Origin of the sequence: Frankia sp. CcI49 (assembly GCF_001983215.1) — a bacterium.
Classification (GTDB): Bacteria; Actinomycetota; Actinomycetes; order Frankiales; family Frankiaceae; genus Parafrankia; species Parafrankia irregularis.
The window spans coordinates 39187-58316 of record NZ_MOWP01000028.1 but is presented as its reverse complement, the minus strand read 5'-3'; the positions used below and the strand labels follow the sequence as shown (position 1 = coordinate 58316).

Sequence of the window (19130 nt, the reverse complement as noted above, 5' to 3'; positions counted from 1 at the left end):
CTTCCGCGACCTCCGATGATGACAACCCCGCCCGCGAAACAACTAAAGGTAGTTCTCGCGTGACTATCTGTCGAAAATTTGCCGGCCGCCAGCGAGGATCAGACACCAAGAGAAGCCAACCGGAAACGCCAGAAGCCTCGCCCGTTACGAGTGGAGGGCCTGTTCTCGACCCGGTCACACCGGTCCCGGTTTCCGTGGCCGTTACCTGGGCGGACGCAGTCACTCGGTGCGTCAACCTGGCTTGTCTGGAGACATCCGCAAGATGTCAGGGCTGGCCTCGTACACTGAACACGCTGTGCGCGGGCCCCGCCCAACGTCGCCGGTGAACCAGGCGCAGCACCCAGGCTTGGGGCACCTTGGGCGCCCTACGTCTGACAAGGCGACGGAGGGTGCCCGGGTGTTCGTTCGCAGTGGTGGAACGCTGGGCGGATCCTCTGCCCGGTTCGGGTGGGGTGACCCACCGGCGGGTATGCGGACGACGGAGGCACTGTGGTCGACGGAAGCAACCGACCGCAGGGCGCGGACGTCGATAACAACGTGACCAACGATGCGCCGGCGCACCTGCCCGCCAGCACCGCCGTCCTCGCCGAATCCGTTCTCGACCGGCGTTACCGGCTGCTCGCGCCGCTGAACACCCGCGGCCCGGTCACACTTTGGCGGGGCGACGACAACGTTCTCGCCCGGCCGGTGGCGGTGCGCATCGTCGAACACCCGGACGGCTCCGGCGATCCCGGGTCCGAGGCCGACCAGGCTGCCCTCGAGGAGGTCGCCGAGTCGTTGCTGAAGGCCGCGATCAGCTCGGGCCGGCTGGTTCATCCCGGTGCCGCGTCCACCTATGACGCGACGACGACCACCACCGGGTCGACCCGCATCTCCTACGTCGTCTCGGAGTGGGTGGAAGGGCGCACGCTGCGCCAGCTCGCCGCCGAGGGCCCGCCGCGCCCCGAGCAGGCGGGGGCCATCGTGCTCGCCGCCGCCCGGGTCCTCGCCGCGGCGCACGAGCGCGGGATCCACCACGGCGGGCTCAACCCGGGCGATGTCATCGTCTCCGGCCACGGCACCGTGAAGGTCGTCGATCTTGAGATCGGCGGGATCCTGGCCGGGCTGGACGGTTCGGCCACCGGCGCCGAGCCGACCGTCGGCGCCGGCACGGACTCGGGTGCGGGTGCGGGTGCGGACGGCGACGCGGGCTCGAGCTCGGAGGCGAAGGGCGACGACGGGACGGGCACCGGCGCCGCCGGGGACCTGGCGGACGTCCGTGCCCTCGGCGCGCTGCTCTACGCGGGCCTGACCGGCGCGTGGCCGCTGCTCGGCGAGCACGCGCTGCCGGCGGCCCCGACGGCCAACGGTCGGCTGCGGACGCCCAGGCAGGTCAACGCCGCGGTCCCCCGCGACCTCGACGCGATCGCGCTGGCGACCCTCGGCGACGAGCGGGCCGGCGCACCCATCACCACCGCCGCCGAGCTGGTCGCCGAGCTGGAGGCAGTCAGCCCCGTCGATCAGGTGCTCGACACCGGTCTGATGAGCCTCGGCGACGAGGGCCCGGCCAGCACCGAGGCGATGCCGGTGGACGGCTACGGCCCGGCCACCGGCGACTTCCAGGACCGGGGCGGCTACGGCGGCTACGACAGCGGCCCGAACAGCTACGGCAACCGAGATGGCTACGGCGGCCGGGGCGACTATGACGGTCGCGGCGGCTACGACAACCGGGGTGACTACGACAACCGTGGCGGTTACGGCAGCCGGGGTGACTACGACAACCGTGGCGGCTACCCCGGCCCGGGCGGCGGCGGTTACGGCGGTGCGGGCAGTGCTGCTGGTGCTACGGGCAGCGGCTACGACCGCCGGGGCTACGACCAGACCGCCTACATGGGCCGCGGCGGCTACGACCAGACCGCCTACGAGGAGCGCGGGTACGGCGCAGGTGGGGGCGCGGGCGGGGGCGGTTACGACCGCGGCGACGAGCGCGAGCGTGGCTACGACGGCTATCCGGTGCAGCGTGGTCCGTCCGAGACTCGGCGGCACCCGGACGACAACCGGATCCCGCCGCCCGACGGGGTCCGCGGCGGCTCGACCGCCCGGCGCGTCCTGCCCTGGCTGGCGCTCGCCGTGGTCGTCGTCCTCGTCGCCATCGTCGCCGTGATCGCACTGCAGAACAAGGACGACCAAACTCCGGGGACGGACCCCGGCACCAGCCCGTCGTCGACGACGATGCTCTCGACGGGACAGAAGATCGATATCGCGGGCGTCACCGCCTTCGACCCTCCGCCGGGTGACGGCGAGGAGAACAACGACTCGGTCTCGAAGGCGGCCGACGGGAACACGTCGACGGAGTGGACCACCAGTGGCTACGCGCCGCCTCGGCAGTTCGGTGGGTTGAAGGAAGGTGTCGGTCTTCGGTTCACCTTCAACGAGCCCGTCGCACCCAGCGAGGTGGCGGTCACCATTGGCTCCCTGGCTCCAGTCTCGTTCGAGCTGCGGGCTGGCGACACCGAGGCCAACGACATCAACACCTATCCGCTCGTCGGCGTGGCGCAGCAGGGCAAGTCCGGCAAGGTTTCGATCACGATGCCGTCCGACCAGCAGAAGCACAAGTACTGGGTGGTCTGGCTGACTGAGCTGCCCGCGGGTGCGGACGGGAAGCTCAAGGGCTCGATCGCCGAGGTCGAGTTCAAGCGCTGATCGGGTCGCGGCGGCGGGGCTGGGGAGACGGTGAACCCGTCTGCAGCGGGGCGGGCGGAGTCCCCGCCTGACAGCCGACACGGCACGCGCGGGAACGGGGCCGGGGCCGCAGCGGCGGCGGCCCCGAACGCTGGTGTGGCGGCGGACGCCGACGCGCTTCGTCGGCATGTGGCCGGTGATCCGGAGGCGTTCGGCGAACTGTTCCGCGCGCACGCGGACCGGCTGTGGGCGGTCGCGTTCAACCTGCTGAGCGACGCGGAGGAGGCGGCGGACGCCGTCCAGGAGGCGATGCTCTCGGCGCACCGCCGGGCCGCCGACTTCCGCGGCGAGGCGGCCGTCGGGACGTGGCTGCACCGCATCGTCACCAACGCGGCCCTGGACCGCCTGCGCCGCCGGGCGGCGCGCCCGACCGTGCCTCTTCCGTCGTCTCCCGACGGTCTTCCCCGCGAGCCGGTGGACGTCCGCGACGCGATCACCGACCACGACACCCGGATGGACATCCAGACCGCGCTCGGCATGCTTCCCGTCACACTGCGCGCCCCGGTCGTGCTGGTGGACGTCGAGGGCCGACCGGTCGCCGAGGTTGCCCAGCTCCTGGATATACCGGTCGGAACGGTCAAAAGCCGCTGCGCGCGGGCCCGGGCCCAACTCGCCGTTCATCTCGGACATCTCGCCCCCGAAAGGGCACCCCAGCCCCCTGGCGGGAACCAGCCGGCGTCCCCTTCCGTCTCAGATGTGGGACGGCGTGACGCGCCGGACGGATCCAAAGGCCAGGCCGCAGGCTCAGGGGCGGGCGACAACACGAACCCGACCGCCCGCAGGGCCGGTCGACTGACTCGCCGGAGGAGGTGATCGACGGTGATGACGGACGAGCACGGCACCCAGGACTCTGATCCGGGCTGGCACCTCACGGGCCCCGGCGATTCCGATGATTCCGGTTGTTCCGAACTCGCTGACGGTGCTGGCGGTATCGGTACCGGCGGGCCGGGCCAGGCCGGCCAGGGGCGAGCCTGGCGGCGGGACGCCCATCCCGACATCGAGGTGCTCGACGCCTACCTCGACACCCATCCTGATCCACCGGGCCCCGGCGCATCCCCGGGCGTGACCGCGAGCCGGGTTGACCGCCATCTCCGTTCCTGCCTCGCCTGCCAGGACACGCTGAGCGCGCTGCGCCGGGTCCGGGCCGAGCTCGCCCGGCTGGCCAGCATGACGATGCCGGACGACGTCGCCGAGCGGATCCAGGCGGCCCTCGCCGCCCGCTCCGGCGCCTCGGCCGCCGGCGGCAGGCCCGCGGGCCGTCCGCTCGGCACCGACCCCGCTGACGGCCTCGACGACGCCGCTGACGTCCCGGCAGCCGACATCACGCCCGCGGGTATCCGGCGGATGAGCCTCGTGGACGGGGCCTCAGGCTCCCGGCCCGGATCCGGACCCCGGCCCCGGACCGGATCCGGACCCCGGCCCCGGTCCGGATCCCGGCAGCACGATGCCGGTGGGCGCCGCGGCCGGCCAGCGGGGAACCGCAGCAGCGGTGCTCGGGACTGGATCTCCATCGCGGCCGCGTGCGTCGCGCTGGTCGCCTTCGGCGCCGCGGTTCTCGCGGTGCGCGGGCTCACCTCCGGAACCAGCGCGGAGACCACGGCTGACGCCGCCGTCGCCGCTGCCAACCCGGCGGAGGCGGGCACCTTCGGCGCAGCTGCCCAACCGCAGCGCGAGGCACTGCCCACAGCCGCCTCGTCCGCGGCGAACGAGGCGGCTGCCGCCGGTGGAACGTCGGCTGCCGGCAGTGGCTGGGTGCTCGTCGCCGACACCGACAAGGTCCTGCGCCCCGCCGGCGTCGTCGCCCACGGCCAGCAGCTGCTCGCGGGCCAGCTCGCGATGACACGGCTTGCCTGGTCCGCCCTGGGCAGCCGCTCCGGCGCGACGGAGGCCGCGGCACCCACGTCCGCCGCCACCAACGGGGCCGCGACCGCCGATTCCCCTCCTCCATCCGCCGGCGCCGCCTCCGCCGACCAGGCCGCCGGTGCCGACCAGGTGTTGGCGACGACGCCTGAGTCGCTGGCCCGGGTTTACGACACCCCGCAGCTACGGATGTGCTACGAAACCCTCTCCGCGCAGACCGGCGGTTCCGTCATCGCGCTCGACCGGGTGCGTTTCGACGACCAGCAGGCGATCATGCTCGTGCTCTCGGTCGCCGGGCAGCCGACCACCGCCCACCTCGTCGTCATCGACGCGCACTGCGGATCCGTCCCGATTCCGGGTGCCGTCTGGTACAGCGTGAACGCGAGCCGTGGCTAGCGGGTCGAGCGCCGCCGAACAGCCCGGACGCCCGGCAGGTGGGTGAGCCGCCAACCATCCAGCCGGCCCGGCGTGCCGACGTCACATGTAGGTGGCGGGCCACTGTGATCCACTGCTGGAATCAGCGACAGGCGCGCGCGGTTATGCGGGCAGACGTCAGTACCTGAAGGATCTGAAGAACCGCAGTATCGAAGAACCGAAGAGAAGTCGAACCAAACCAGGCGAGGCGAGGGACGTCGGCGGCAGGCCGTCGACGATCATGAAGGGAGCGGGTGTGGCAGCCCAGGGCAAGGACCAGGCGGTCCCGACCGCCGGGACCGAACGTTCCGGGGAGCGGGTCCTGGACGTCGTCATCATCGGATCCGGCCCGGCCGGGTACACGGCGGCGATCTACACCGCCAGGGCGAACCTGCGGCCGGTGGTGTTCGAGGGTGCGGTCACCTCCGGTGGCGCGCTGATGACCACGACCGAGGTCGAGAACTTCCCCGGTTTCCCCGAGGGCATCCAGGGACCGGAGCTCATGGGCAACCTGCGCGCCCAGGCGGAGCGTTTCGGCGCAGAGCTCATCCCCGACGATGTCACCGAGGTCGACCTGGCCGCTAACCCGAAGGTGGTCAAGGTCGGTGAGGAGACCTACCTCACCCGGTCCGTCATCGTCGCCACCGGCTCGGCCTACAAGAAGCTCGGGATCGAGCACGAGGACCGGCTGCTCGGCCGCGGTGTGTCCGCCTGCGCGACCTGTGACGGCTTCTTCTTCCGGGACCACGACATCGTGGTCGTCGGCGGCGGCGACTCCGCGATGGAGGAGGCGACGTTCCTCACCCGGTTCGCGAAGTCGGTGACGATCGTGCATCGGCGCGACAAGCTGCGCGCGAGCGTGATCATGCAGGAGCGCGCCTTCGCCGACCCGAAGATCAGGTTCCGGTGGAACTCGGAGGTCGCGGAGGTCCTCGGCGACGACAAGCTGACGGGCGTCCGGCTGCGCGACACGGTCACCGGCGAGACCGACGAGATTCCCGTGACGGGCCTGTTCGTGGCGATCGGCCACACGCCCCGGACAGAGCTGGTCGCCGACCAGCTCGAGCTCGACAAGGAGGGTTACGTCAAGGTGGCGCACCCGACCACGGCGACCAACATCCCCGGCGTGTTCGCCTGTGGCGACGTGGTCGACCACACCTACCGCCAGGCGATCACGGCCGCCGGTACCGGCTGCTCGGCGGCACTGGACGCCGAGCGCTACATCGCCGGCAGTGAGGGCGTCGCCGACCCGACCGCCGTCGCGGCGCGGGTGCCGGATCCCGCGCTGGCGAGCTGAACCGCGCTGACCACCCGGCCTGCGCTGGTCGCTCGGCCCGGGCTGGTCGCTCGGAAGGGCGGGCCATCCGGGCGGCGGAGTACCCCATCCGCCCGGTTTGGCCAGACAATTGGCTGGCCGACGGGGGAGGAGCGCCAMCCCCGTCGAGCAGCAGGCGGGCCGCCAGCTACCGGCGGCYGCCACACCCAGGCAGCTAGAGACAGCGAAGACCAGGAACGACCCGAGGAGAACCCCATGGCAGGTGCAACCGGTGTGGTGACGGACGACACGTTCGCCACCGAGGTACTGAAGAGCGACAAGCCGGTGCTGGTCGACTTCTGGGCCGAGTGGTGCGGCCCGTGCAAGATGGTCGCCCCGGTGCTCGAGGAGATCGCCAAGGAGCACGGCGAGAAGCTGCGGATCGTCAAGCTCAACATCGACGAGAACCCGCAGGTCGCCCGCGAGTACCAGATCATGTCGATTCCGACCATGGCAGTGTTCGTCAACGGCGAGGTCGACCGGACCATCGTCGGGGCGAAGCCGAAGGCGGCGCTGCTGCGCGATCTGGCGGCCTACGTCTGAGCGGTGCCTCGCCGCGCCGCTTCGCCGCGGGCATGACGGTTCCGCGGAGCCGTTGATCCCGCGTCAGCAGCAACACCGGCACGCACCTGCCGCAACAGCAACGGCCCGTTCCCTGTGGAGCGGGCCGTTGCTGTTGCGGCAGGTTCCGCGACCACCGGTGACATCCTCGGCACTCCTGGTGGACGCAGCCCGCCACTGGAGGTGGCCCGGACCGGCAGGTGCCCTCCACGGGGCTGTACGGGCCGTGGACATGATCGATTGATGGATGCAGCCCGGTACCTGGGCCCGGCCCGTTACCCTCGCTCACGGCCGGTGACAGGCAACCGTCACACCGCGCGGACGTCGTCACGTGGGCCGGCGAATCCGTCGCGGGCCGGCGAAAGCCGTCGCGGAGCGGGAAAACCGGACGTTGGGGATCGCAGCCCTCGCGGACCAGCGGCGATGCCCTAATCTGATGGCGGGATTCGGCGGCCGAACCGGTTCGACGCTGGTTGACGGTTCGATGAACGCACATTCGAAAGGTGCTCATTCGTGAAGCTGCTGCGCCTTGGTGACCGTGATCCCTCCGTAGCCGAGGCACGGGCAGCTTTCATCCACCTCGGTTTCCTGCCGGTCGCACCACGCCAGGCCGCCGTGGCGGACAACGCGCCTGTCACCGCGACCGGGCCGGCCACCGCTACCACCGCCGGGGCCGCCGAGCCTGCGGAGCCTGGCGGGCAGACCGGGGCCACCGAGGCGGAGCGGTCGGCCGCGGCGACCGAGCCGGCTGTGACGGCTGATCTGTTCGACCGCGAGCTCGACAACGCGGTCCGGGCCTTTCAGCAGAGCCGGGGGCTCTCCGTCGACGGGATCATCGGCCCCGACACGTTCCGGGCCATCGAGGAGGCTCGGCGCCGCCTGGGTGACCGGCTCCTCTACTTCAGCGTGACGCACCCCTTCGTCGGCGACGACGTCACCGCGTTGCAGGAGCGACTGTCGAACATGGGCTTCGACGTCGGCCGTGCCGACGGAATCTTCGGCGCCCGCACCGACGTCGCCGTCCGCGACTTCCAGCGCAACCGTGGGCTCGACCCGGACGGCCTGTGCGGCCCGCGGACGCTTCGTGAGCTCAAGCGGCTGGAGCGCACCGTCACCGGCGGCCGCCCGGACGTCCTGCGTGAGTCGGTGCGTCTGCTGGCCCGTGGTCCGTCCCTGCTCGGCATGGTCGTCGCGATCGACCCCGGCCATGGCGGCGACGACCCCGGTGTGACGAGCGGTCCGCTGTGCGAGCGCGATCTGATGGCGGATCTGGCGTCCCGGCTGGAGGCGCGCCTGCTCGCCTCCGGACTCGAGGCGCATCTGGTCCACGGCCCGCACGAGTCTCCGTCCGAGGCGGAGCGCGCCGCGCGCGCGAACGAGATCGGCGCCGACCTCCTCGTCTCGCTACACGTCGACGCGAGCGGCTCGAGCCAGGCGCAGGGCGTCTCGACCTACTACTACGGGCATGCACGCGGGTCGTCGGCCGTCGGTGAGCGCTTCGCCCTGCTGGTCCAGCGAGAGATCATCTCGCGGACCGACATGGTCGACTGCCGGGCCCACCCCAAGACCTGGGAGCTGCTGCGCCGTACCCGCATGCCCGCGGTGCAGATCGATCTCGGCTATCTCACCAACGCCCACGACGTGGCCGCCCTGGCGTCCACCGAGTTCCGGGCCGCGGTGGCGGAGGCGCTGCTCGCCGCCACGCAGCGGCTGTTCCTCCCGCCGGAGCAGGACCCGCCGACGGGCCAGCTGCGGGTGCCACGCATCGCAGCTCGAACCTGACCGACGGGCCGAACCTGGCCGACAGGCCGGAACGCGCCGCGGCCGGGTGAGCGGCGGACCGAAGATCTGAGGATTGTCGTCGTCCTGCCGACCACGATCCTCAGATCCTGTCCGGCTAGTGGCGACAGCCCCGGCGGCGGCCCCGGCGGCCCGAGGCGGGCCACCACACAGAACCACCCGCGCCGCGGCGACTCCCCTGCTCGGCCTACTCGGCTGCCCCGCTGACTTCGCCGTTCGAACGCTTCGCCGCGCCGCCGATCGTGCCGATCCATCCCGCCCAGCACCGTTCTGCTGCCCGACACCCCTCGGTCACCCGGCATCGCTCTGCTGCCCGGCATCGCTCGGCTGTCCGACACCCGTGGACCACCCGACACCGCTCTGCTGCCCGACGCCCTCGGCCATCCGACGCCGTTCCGCTGTCCGATACCCCTCGGCGGCCCGCAGCCGCTCCGCTGCTCAGCGCCTACTTCCAGCGCTCGGCGCCACCCCCGTACCGCGCCGCTGCCGGGTAGCGGACGCCGCTCCCCTGCAACGCACGCCGCGCCTCGGTCCGCAACGCCCACCCGGCAAAGTTTCACGTGGAACACCTCACGGCGTGCCCGTCGTCATCAATGCCGGCAGGCGCCCTAGGCTGTCGGAAGTAGGCGATAGTTCCGGCCGGACAAGGCTGTCCGAACCGCTGGGAGGCGTAGCTCGATGAGTCGACGGATCGCGAACATCACGCTCGACAACATCGACGACATACCGCTCCCATGTCGGCGATGCGTCTTCTGGGAACTCGATCCAGTCGCCCGCAGCCGCGCGGAAGAGGCCGGCGCCACGGACATCGAGAAGGAAGCCTGGGTCTCCGCCGCCCTCCTCGAATGGGGCAGCTGCGGAAAAATCGCTTATGTCGACGACGTCCCGGCCGGCTTTGTGATGTTCGCGCCGCCGGCGCACGTACCCCGCTCGGTGGCGTTTCCGACAAGTCCCGTCAGCCCGGACGCGGTGCTGCTGATGACGGCCCAGATCGTCGAGGAGTTCACCGGCCAGGGTCTGGGCCGGGTGCTGGTCCAGGCGGTCGCGAAGGAGATCACCCGACGCGGCTACCGGGCGATCGAGGCCTTCGGGGATCTGAAGGGTTCCGACACCCGCTGCGTGGTGCCAGCCGACTACCTGCTCGCCGTCGGGTTCAAGACCGTCCGGCCGCATCATCGCTGGCCCCGCCTGCGCCTCGAGGTCAAGAACGCGGTGAGCTGGCGGGAGGACGTCGAGGTGGCCCTGGAGCGTCTCCTCGGGTCCATGAGTCCCGAAGGCGTGCTACGCGGCCAGGTGAACCCCGTTCCCGGGGCGATCTGAGCCGACTTCCGCCGCCCGTCAGGGCCGGCGTCGGGCGTGGGCCGGCTTCTCGAAGCCGGCGTGGGCGGGCCCAGCGTGGGCGGGCCGCTCGGAGTCTCGTGGCCGAATCCGGTCCAGCCGGGATCCGGGCCGTGGTGATGACTCCGAGGGCCCCCGTCCAGTCAGGAGATCGTCGAGTCGGGGGACATGGCCTCGACGATGCGTTCAAGGTCTTCCAGCGTGGCGAACTCAACGGTGATCCGGCCCTTGTTGCGGCCCATGTCCACCTTGACCCGGGTCTCCAGCCGGTCGGCGAGCCGATCGGCGATCTGGGTCAGCGCCGGGACAGGGGAGCGCGGCTTGCGCGGAGCACGCTTGCGCGGCCCCTCCTCGCCGAGAGCCACGATCTCCTCGACCGCCCGGACGGACAGGCCCTCCGCGACGATCCGGGTCGCCAGCCGATCCTGGGCGTCGGCATCGTCCAGGGAGAGCAGGGCGCGGGCGTGCCCGGCCGACAGCACCCCGGCCGCGACCCGCCGCTGGACCGCCGGCGGCAGGCCCAGCAGGCGGATGGTGTTCGTGACATGCGAACGGGAACGCCCCAGCCGCCCGGCGAGCTCCTCGTGGGTCGCGCCGAAGTCCCGCAGCAGCTGCTCGTAGGCAGCCGCTTCCTCCAGCGGATTGAGCTGCTGGCGATGCAGGTTCTCCAGGAGCGCGTCGCGCAGCATGGCGTCGTCCGCGGTCTCCCGCACGATGGCGGGGACCTGGTCGAGCCCGGCCAGCCTCGACGCGCGCCAACGGCGCTCGCCCATGACGAGCTCGTACCGGCCTGGAAGCAGCTCACGCACCACGATCGGCTGTAGCAGGCCGACTTCCTTGAGGCTCTCGGCCAGCTCCGCGAGCGCGTCCTCGTCGAAGTGGTTGCGAGGCTGGCGCGGGTTGGGCGTGACCGAGTCCAGCGGGATCTCACGGAAGACCGCCCCCGCGACCGGTGCGGGGGCGTAGCCGCGGTCGGCGGACATCGACTGGTAGGCGTCCGCGCTTTCGGCAGCCGCGGGAATGAGCGCTCCGAGCCCACGGCCGAGGCCGCCTCGCCGCGCTGTCATCGACGGGCTCCGTTCGGGGCGCCGTAGCCGTCCGCCGCCTCATAGCCGTCAGCCGGGCCGTAGCCGTCAGCCGGGCCGCCGCGACGGTCCGCGGGACCGTAGGGTGCGCCCGTCGCGTGCCGCTCAGCCGGCCCGTGCGCAACGAAACCACCGGCACCGGGATGTCCGGCGGGGGAGTGGCCACTCGTCGCCCCAGCGGCGCTCGGGGCGGCCGCAGCGGGCACGCCCGCGCCGGCCCCTGGCCCGTGATCGGCCCGAGGCACGGATTCGGCCGCGGCCCGGGCATCGCCCACCGGCGGAGCTCCGCCGGCCAGCCCACCGCCACGCGGCCCGCGGTCGGCCCCCCGCTCGGCGAGCTCCCGCGCCGCCGCGAGGTAGGACAGCGACCCACGGGACGCCGGGTCGTAGGTGAGGGCGGACTGCCCGTAGCTAGGCGCTTCGGCCAGCCGCACGTTCCGTGGGATCGTGGTGTTCAGGACCCGATCCCCGAAATGCTCTTTGACCTCGTGCACAACCTGGTCGGCGAGCCGGGTGCGCGAGTCGTACATGGTCAGCAGGATGGTCGACAGCCGGAGCTCCTGATTGAGATGTGCCTGGACCAGCTCGACGTTACGCAGTAGCTGGCCGAGGCCCTCCAGCGCGTAGTACTCGCACTGGATCGGTATCAGGAGCTCACGGGCCGCGACCAGCGCGTTGACCGTGAGCAGGCCGAGTGATGGCGGACAGTCGATGAGGACGTAGTCGACCTCGTTGCGCATGCCCTCGATGGCCCGCCGCAGCCGGGTCTCCCGCGCGACCAGGGAGACCAGCTCGATCTCCGCACCCGCGAGGTCGATGGTGGCCGGCGCGCAGAAGAGCCCTTCGGCCTCTCCCGACTGCACGACGATCTCGTCAAGCGGACGGTCGCCGACCAGCACCTCGTAGATCGATGGTGTCCCGGAGCGGTGGTCCACTCCCAGCGCGGTCGAGGCGTTGCCCTGGGGATCCAGGTCCACCACGAGCACCCGGATGCCGTGCATGGCCAGTGCGGCCGCGAGATTGACGGTGGTCGTCGTCTTGCCGACGCCACCTTTCTGGTTCGCGACGGTGATGATGCGCCGCCGGTTGGGTCGCGGGAAGGGTCGTCGTCGTTCCATCGTCAGTGCTTCCACCGCCGCTGCTGCCGCCGCTCCGATCGGGGTCGATGAATCGAGAGGGTCCAGCCCCGGGAATCCGGACCCACCGCCCGGTGACGTCCCATAGGTCAGGCCTCCTCGATCCGTCGACGCTGCTTCAGGTGCCATCGCCGTCTGGTAAGGCATCTCTGTTTCACGTGGAACGTGACCGCCCACGTGCCGGTCGATCAGGAGTTCCCTCCCGTACTCGCCGTGGCTGTGTCGCCCGTCTGGCCTGCCGGTCATCCGTGCCGCGCCGTCCCCTCCCGCCGTCCCCGCGGGCCGCCGCGACGGTACGCGTCGCACGAAGCACGCGGGTGGGTTCCTCCACCAGGTCAGCTCCGCACGTCACGACGTCCACCTCGCGCCAACCCTGGGAATCGAGATCACTACGCGCCGCCTGCAATTCCTCAAGGATTCGCGAGCCGCGTAGTGCAAGCATGACACCGCCTGAACGGGTCATCGGCAGCAGTACCGCGCCAAGGCGGCCGAGTGGAGCCACCGCACGGGCCACGGATACGTCGAAATCACGGTGTGGCGGACGCTGTGCGAGGTCCGGTGCCCGACCACGCACCACTTCAATCTGTTCTTCCAGGCCAAGTTGTGCCACAACTTCGCTCAGGAAGCGACACCTTCGTTCCATTGGTTCGAGCAGGGTGACCCGCAGGTCCGGCCGGGCCAGGGCGAGGGGAACACCGGGCAGCCCGGCGCCGCTGCCGACGTCCACGACCTCAGGCACCCGTCCGGATGCGCCGGGGAGCTCGGCGGCGGCGGGAACGGCCTCGGCGAGCACTGCGGAGTTCAGCAGATGCCGGGACCACAACCGGCCGGTCTCACGCGGGCCGATCAGGCCTCGTTCCACGCCCGCCGTCGCCAGCAGCTCCGCGTACTGGACGGCCAGCTCCAACCGATCACCGAAGACGCGGGTCGCGGCATCGGGGACGACTTCGGTCTCCTGGCTCTCCTCGATCGCCTCGGACCGAACGTCCGCGGCGGTGCCGGAGTCCAGGAGACCGTCGGCGGAGTCCGTCGGGGGAGTACTCACCGCCCGGCCTCCGTTGCGGCGCGGCGAGCCGCGCCCCCCGAGCGGGTGGTGCCACGAAAGCCGGACTGGCCCAACAGGTTCGGGAGACCGCTCCGGTGGGCTGCCTGGAAGGGCGCGAGGAGGGCCGATTGGACCGGTTCACCTCGAGAGAGGCTGGAACTGACCGCCCTCCCGGGAACGGCGGACGGACTCCGGCCGGCAGGGGAGTGGCATCCAGGCGAAGCCGGGCGCCCGGGATGACGGGGACTGGTCGGGCATGAAGGCACGGACCCAGCATCCCCGGTGAACCGGCGCACGCGCGTCAGGTACTGCTTCGGATTGTCGTTGTGTCGGGAATCAGGCCGGGGACGATCGCCCTACGGGAAATGTTTCCCGTGAATCATTTCGCGCTCTGCGCCGTTCGTGCCACGCACCGCTCGTAGACCGTCACCGAGCCGGTGAGCCGGAACGACCATTCTTCGCCTGGGCACCAGCCGTCCTGCCGCAGCGCCGCGAGGTCGGAGGCCATCGCCTTCTCCTCGATGTCGAAGACGAAGACGATGAGCCGCTCCGATCGCTGGAGGTGAGCCACCGTGGCGACATCAGCCGCGTTGTCCGCGCCGACGGAATCGGAGTCGGCGGTGGAGCCGGTGACGGCCGTGTCCGCCAAAGTGGCAGCCGCCTTGTCCACCGCGATGCCGGAGTCAGCTGCCGCGGCCGAATCAGCTGCCGCGGCCGAATCAGCCGAGGCGGTCGCGATGGACGCCGCGAGCTCGGCGCGACGCAGGAGGCCCGGGACGACGAACACCGTGTCAGCTCGCGCGACCCGCGGTGCCTCCACCCCGGCAGCGGTCCCCGCCGGCACCGGGGGGAGCGCCTCCGGCTGACGTGGCAGGTCATCGCTGACCTCCATGGCGTAGATCCAGCCCGGACGGGCAAGGCGCCCGCCGACCACGACGACATCGCCCGGACGGACCAGACGCCGGGTGGCCACCGTGGCATCGACCATCAGATCCAGTCCGCGCAGGCGGTCCCGCCGCTCCCACAGGAGCCGGTCCCCGGACAGGCCGCCCGCCAGCGCCACACCCGCGACCATCAGCAGCACCATCGCCCCGGATGTCACCCCCAGCGCCGAAAGCAGTCGGTCACGGGGCGCAGCATCAGCCCGGTCGCGGGTCACCCGTCGGACCACCTGACGGACCACTCGATCCACGCCGACAACCACGACAAGCAGCAGCAGCGGAACGACGAACTGGTTCGTCCTCGTCGGCCCGAACGGCCAGAAGCGCACCGCACTCGCGCCGAGCATCAGCACCTCGGCTCCGACGAGCGCGGCCAGGACCCGCCGCCCGTCCGCCCGGCGGGCCAGCGCGGCGATGCCGACCGCGCCGAACACCCCGGTCAGCGGGGCGAGCAGCCACGGCAGATAGTGCGGCAGGTGCAGGTACCCCGGCACGAGGCTCGGATCGAACTGGTCGATTCCCGGCGGCGAGCCGGCGAGGATCCGCCAGAGCTGATCGCCGACGAAACACACGGCCTGCCACGGATCCCGTCCGGCGAGGAACTGCGTGTCCCAGTAGTCCCCCGCGCGCTGGGCGGACTGGTGGCCGAGGAAGACCAGGGTGTGCACCGTCACCAGCACGACGGCCGGCAACGTCTCACGCAGACGCCGGCCCAGTTGGCTTCGGCGCAACTGGCCTCGGCGCAGCAGGCTTCGGCCTCCGCCGCCACCACCGCCGACGCCACCGCCCAGGACGTCCATCGCCGCGAGCGGCACGATCACGAACACCGCTGGAACGGAGCACAGGGCGACCACCCCGGCGGCCATCCTGCGGGAACCCCGGCCACGCGTGTCGTCGCCTCGCACCGGCCCCAGCCACAGCAGCACCACCGCGACGGTCGCGACGGTCTCGACCGTGTACGGCTTGAGCTGGGTCGCGAGGTCGAGAAAGGTGGCGTTCAGGCACAGCCAGCAGACCGCGAAGGCAGCCGCCACCGACCCGGCGAACCGGCGAACGAGAACCGCGACCGCCACGCCCAGCACGGGAAGCGCGAGCAGGCCGGGCAGTCGCAGTGCCCAGGTATGCCAGCCGAACGCCTCCCCGGACAGCCGGACGAGTCCGAACCACCCGAGCGCGGACGGGGTGTTGGCAACCGCCAGCTCGGACCACACCGAGCTCAGAGGCTCACTGACGAAATGACCACGCCAGATCTCGTCGTACCAGAACGGTCGGCGCAGGTAGGCGGCGAGCAGTACGACGGGCCCCGTCAGCAGGAGCACCACACACCCGATCAGCCAGGCTCGCGAGAACCGCGAGAACCGCGGGTGCTGAGAGGGGGCGTCGGCCGTGGTGTCAGCGGCGGGAGGTGCCGCGGCCGTTGCGGACGACGGCGACGGCGACGCCGTGGGAGGAGCCGTCGCGGCAGCGGGAGGACTGGCCGGCGCCGACGGCTTCACCGCCTTGGGCGAGATGGCCGGTGCCTGTGCCCGTGGCGGAACCACCCGTGCGCCTCCCGATCGCCTCGCTACGCAGCCGGGATCGGGAATCCGCTGACCTGCCGGCGTGTGCCGCAGGTTAGCCGTTCCACGCCCGCGCACGAATCAGGCCGCGCGCGGGCGTCACGTCACGCAGGGATCACGCGGCCGAGCCCGGGAAAGCCCAGCCGACGCTACACGCGAGGTCAGTCGGGCAGGACCACGACCCGACGGCTGGGCTCCTCGCCCTCGGACTCGCTGTGCACACCGTCGATCGTGGCGATCACGTCGTGCACGACCTTGCGCTCGAACGGGGTCATCGCGGCCAGCTTCCGAGGCTCGCCGGTGTCGAGGACCTTACGTGCCGCCGAGGTCGCGACCTTGCGCAGCTCCACCCGCCGACGAGCGCGATGCCCGCCCACGTCGAGCATGAGCCGGCTGCGGACACCGGTCTTCTGCAGCACCGCGAGCCGGGTCAGCTCCTGGAGAGCCTCAAGGGTCTCGCCGCCGGTGCCGATCAGCTTGTCCAGGCCGTCCCCGACGACGGCGACGACCGCACGCCCGCCTTCGACGTCGAGGTCGAGGTCGCCGTCCATGTCGACGATGTCGAGCAGACCCTCGATGTAGTCCGCGGCGATCTCGCCTTCCTGCTCCAGGTCGGCGACGCGGCGCTCGCCGCCACCCGCGGACCCCGACCCTCCGGTCGCCGCGGCCGAGTCGGTCACGGCCTCGTCGGCCCCGGCCGCAGGGCTGTCCTCGTTGGCCTCGGGTTCTTCCACGGCGAGGTCAGGTGCCGAACCGGTCATCAGCGTTACTCCAGGGGAAAGTGGGCGGCGATGCCGACAGTACGGCACGTCCGACCGCCGCGGGGTCAACGCGACGGTGGCGGGGCGCTGCCGCTTCGGACGTTCCGTGTCGTCCCGGCCTGACTGCCCGGACGATGCTCAGGGGTGGGCGCGGGGCCGGTACCCGGCCAGGTCGCCCAGCGGCGGCCGCGACCGGATGCGCACGCACTAGCGCCGACCACCGGCCCATCAGCGACGCCCGCCCGGCCGCTTGCCCTTCCCGCGACGCTTGGCGGGGCGAGATCCGCCGGGAGCCCGCCGCGCGCCGGCGGGGACGGGGGCCTGGGACGACCGGGAAGCGGCGGCGGCATCCGAGTCGGCGACACCGTTACGAGAGGTTCCCGCCGACGCCGACGCCGAACCAGACTTGCTGTCGCCCACGCCGTCGGCGATGCCGTTCTTCGCGCCCGACGTCTCGCCGGCTGCGGCCGCGGTCGGCGACGAGATGGCCCCACCGGTGCCCGCCGCACCGCCCTTCGTCAGGCGGCCCTTGCCACTGCCTCCACCGGCACCGGCACCGGACGAATCAGCCTTCGTCTGGCCGCCCTTGGCGGCAGCGGGTTTCGCCGAGCCGTTGCCGGCCGCGGCACCGGACCTGGAGCGGGTTCCGGGGGGAGCCTTCGACGGGCGGCTGCCCGGCCGAGGCGCGTCGGTGCCAGCACCCGAGCCGCTTGCCGCCGTGTCCGCCGTGGACTGCGCTGCCCGGGCCCCGAGGCTCTTCGACTTCGCTCCCGCGCGGGCGCCGGGGGCCGGCCGCGCACCGGGCGCCGGACGGGAAACCGTCGTGCCGTCCGTGGTGGCCGTGCGTGCCCCGGGAACCCGGCCGCCGGCGGCGAGCGGCTGGATCGGCGGCATCTTCCTGATGACGAAGAACTGCTGGCCGAGGCTCCACAGGTTGGTGGTCAGCCAGTACAGCAGGACGGCGATCGGGAACCGGAATCCGAAGATCGCCAGCATGAGCGGCGAACCGTACAGCAGGATCTTCTGGACCATCGCCTGCTGCGGGTCGACCGCGGTGCCGGCACGGTTCATGATCTGGCGCTGGGTCAGGAAGGTCGTCACGCCCATCGTGACGATCAGCACGACCGCGAGGATCTTCGTGTGCATCCCGTTGGCGCCGAGGAAGTCCAGGAAGTCCGGTGACGACGTGAACTTGCTCGACAGCGAAATGCCCCACAGCTTCGCCGTGGCGATCTGTTCGACCTGATCGGCGGACAGGCCGACCCGGGGCCGCCAGACCAGAGAGCCGCCCGGGCCCTCGTTCATCGGCGCCAGGTGCGTGAAGACGTGGAACAGCGAGATGAACAGCGGGATCTGCAGGAGGATGGGCAGACAGCCGAGCAGTGGATTTCCGTGCTCCTTCTGGAGCTTCATGATCTCCAGCTGCATCTGCTGCTTGTCGTGCCCGTACTTCTCCTTGATCTCCTTGATGCGCGGCTGCATCATCTGCATCGTCCGCTGGGACTTCACCTGCTTGACGAACAGCGGGAAGATCAGGATGCGGACGCAGATGACGAGCAGGATGACCGACAGCGCCCAGGCGAAGAAGCTGTCCCTGCCGAAGATCGGCCCGAAGCCCTTGTGGAAGAAGACGATCGCGTTTGCCGCGAGATGGTAAAGCGGATCCAACACCTGTCTGTCTCCTCACACCCGCGTTCCGCGACGGGAACCGACGATCTCGGAACGCGTCCCCCCGAGCGGGGACGCGGTGCGATGCCCGGGCCCGGCAGCGGCCCGGGCGGCATCCGCCCGGCCGATGCCCGTTGCCCGGTCGATGCCCGTCGGGCTCGGGGCCGCAGGACCCCTGCCAGGGCTGCCAGCGACACCGGACCCGACACCTGGCACCGGGTCGTAGCCGCCAGCCGACAGCGGCTGGCAACGCAACAGCCGACGGAGAGCCAACAAACCACCGACGACGCCACCGTGCCGCCGCAGAGCGGTCAGGGCATAGGCGCTACAGGACGGTTCAAACCGGCAGCAGCCCGCGTTCCGCGCCGACCAGCCGGCGCGGTACAGCCGGACCAGCGCCGTGAGAGCCCACGCAAGAGGCCCACGGACCGACTGGTCGGAGGTCCGGGCCAGGGTGGGAAATCTCCTGGCGGTGATCGGCGCGGCGAACACGAGGTCGACGAGTGCCATCAGGACCACCAGGATCCCCGCGTACCGGGCCACGCTCATCCGAAGCGCGCCGATCGTGGGGACCGGCCGGAACGAACCGCGCCGAAGGCCGAGTCGAGCGATCGGCCCAGATCTGCCGACGTCGCGGTCGCCGCTTCAGGCAACGCTCGAACCAGAACCGCGGTTCCCGGCGGTAGCAGAGGCAGCCGGGACCGGGTCTGTTCGCGAAGACGCCGACGGACACGGTTACGAACCACCGCGTTACCGACACGCCGCCCTACGACAAAGCCCGCCCGGGGTGGACTGTCCACATCGGTGTGCATGCTGTGGACAACGATTGACCCCGCCCGAATACGCCGGCCGGACCGCCCGAGGATGGCGTGGTCCGATTTCGTACGTACTCGCGAGCCCCGGGGGAGCATGGCTGGACGGCGGCA

14 protein-coding genes and 1 pseudogene are annotated in these 19130 nt (G+C 71.4%); 7 read left to right on the top strand and 8 right to left on the bottom strand.

Going from position 1 to position 19130, the window contains the following annotated elements; translation table 11 throughout:
- Positions 1–489: 489 nt before the first annotated feature.
- The 7 genes from CcI49_RS25190 to CcI49_RS25160 all read left to right on the top strand — a co-directional run bounded on the left by CcI49_RS25190 (position 490) and on the right by CcI49_RS25160 (position 9991).
- A complete protein-coding gene (locus CcI49_RS25190) occupies positions 490–2682 on the top strand; it encodes a protein kinase family protein (protein ID WP_076829922.1) in 2193 nt (730 codons plus the stop codon).
- Between the two features lie 30 nt (positions 2683–2712).
- Entirely contained in the window at positions 2713–3534 is an 822-nt protein-coding gene (gene sigM, locus CcI49_RS25185) for an RNA polymerase sigma factor SigM (RefSeq protein WP_076829919.1), read from the top strand.
- A gap of 9 nt (positions 3535–3543) precedes the next feature.
- Positions 3544–4977 (top strand): hypothetical protein, encoded by a 1434-nt coding sequence (locus tag CcI49_RS25180; RefSeq protein ID WP_241840237.1) that lies wholly within the window; start codon positions 3544–3546, stop codon positions 4975–4977.
- A 274-nt stretch (positions 4978–5251) separates the two neighbouring features.
- The gene (trxB, locus tag CcI49_RS25175) at positions 5252–6292 is read left to right on the top strand and encodes a thioredoxin-disulfide reductase (RefSeq protein ID WP_054568830.1); all 1041 of its coding nucleotides are present in this window, start codon (positions 5252–5254) and stop codon (positions 6290–6292) included.
- A 234-nt stretch (positions 6293–6526) separates the two neighbouring features.
- The gene (gene trxA / locus CcI49_RS25170) at positions 6527–6853 is read left to right on the top strand and encodes a thioredoxin (protein ID WP_054568831.1); all 327 of its coding nucleotides are present in this window, start codon (positions 6527–6529) and stop codon (positions 6851–6853) included.
- A 531-nt stretch (positions 6854–7384) separates the two neighbouring features.
- Complete coding sequence (locus tag CcI49_RS25165; RefSeq protein WP_054568832.1) at positions 7385–8653, top strand: N-acetylmuramoyl-L-alanine amidase; 1269 nt, start codon at positions 7385–7387, stop codon at positions 8651–8653.
- A gap of 696 nt (positions 8654–9349) precedes the next feature.
- On the top strand, positions 9350–9991 hold the full coding sequence (locus CcI49_RS25160; RefSeq protein WP_054568833.1) for a GNAT family N-acetyltransferase: 642 nt from the start codon (positions 9350–9352) through the stop codon (positions 9989–9991).
- A gap of 161 nt (positions 9992–10152) precedes the next feature.
- Here the strand turns inward: CcI49_RS25160 and CcI49_RS25155 are convergent, their stop codons facing one another.
- From CcI49_RS25155 to rnpA, 8 genes and pseudogenes are all read right to left on the bottom strand, one after another.
- Entirely contained in the window at positions 10153–11076 is a 924-nt protein-coding gene (locus CcI49_RS25155; protein WP_054568834.1) for a ParB/RepB/Spo0J family partition protein, read from the bottom strand.
- A 341-nt stretch (positions 11077–11417) separates the two neighbouring features.
- Positions 11418–12278: pseudogene (locus tag CcI49_RS25150) on the bottom strand (ParA family protein); the annotation flags it as partial.
- A gap of 106 nt (positions 12279–12384) precedes the next feature.
- The gene (gene rsmG, locus CcI49_RS25145) at positions 12385–13200 is read right to left on the bottom strand and encodes a 16S rRNA (guanine(527)-N(7))-methyltransferase RsmG (protein WP_054569148.1); all 816 of its coding nucleotides are present in this window, start codon (positions 13198–13200) and stop codon (positions 12385–12387) included.
- 454 nt (positions 13201–13654) lie between these two features.
- Positions 13655–15535 (bottom strand): hypothetical protein, encoded by a 1881-nt coding sequence (locus tag CcI49_RS25140; RefSeq protein WP_241840236.1) that lies wholly within the window; start codon positions 15533–15535, stop codon positions 13655–13657.
- 401 nt (positions 15536–15936) lie between these two features.
- Positions 15937–16536 (bottom strand): R3H domain-containing nucleic acid-binding protein, encoded by a 600-nt coding sequence (locus CcI49_RS25135; RefSeq protein ID WP_054568837.1) that lies wholly within the window; start codon positions 16534–16536, stop codon positions 15937–15939.
- Between the two features lie 228 nt (positions 16537–16764).
- Positions 16765–18207 carry a membrane protein insertase YidC gene (yidC, locus tag CcI49_RS25130; protein ID WP_076829909.1) on the bottom strand — a complete coding sequence of 481 codons (1443 nt, stop codon included), beginning with the start codon at positions 18205–18207 and terminating at the stop codon, positions 16765–16767.
- Positions 18208–18219: 12 nt separating this feature from the next.
- Positions 18220–18753: a membrane protein insertion efficiency factor YidD gene (gene yidD / locus CcI49_RS25125; RefSeq protein ID WP_076829906.1), complete on the bottom strand. Its 534-nt coding sequence runs from the start codon at positions 18751–18753 to the stop codon at positions 18220–18222.
- Positions 18750–19115, bottom strand: a complete 366-nt coding sequence (rnpA, locus tag CcI49_RS25120) for a ribonuclease P protein component (RefSeq protein ID WP_076829903.1) — start codon at positions 19113–19115, stop codon at positions 18750–18752. Before rnpA ends, yidD begins: the two co-directional genes overlap by 4 nt.
- Between the last annotated feature and the right edge of the window lie 15 nt (positions 19116–19130).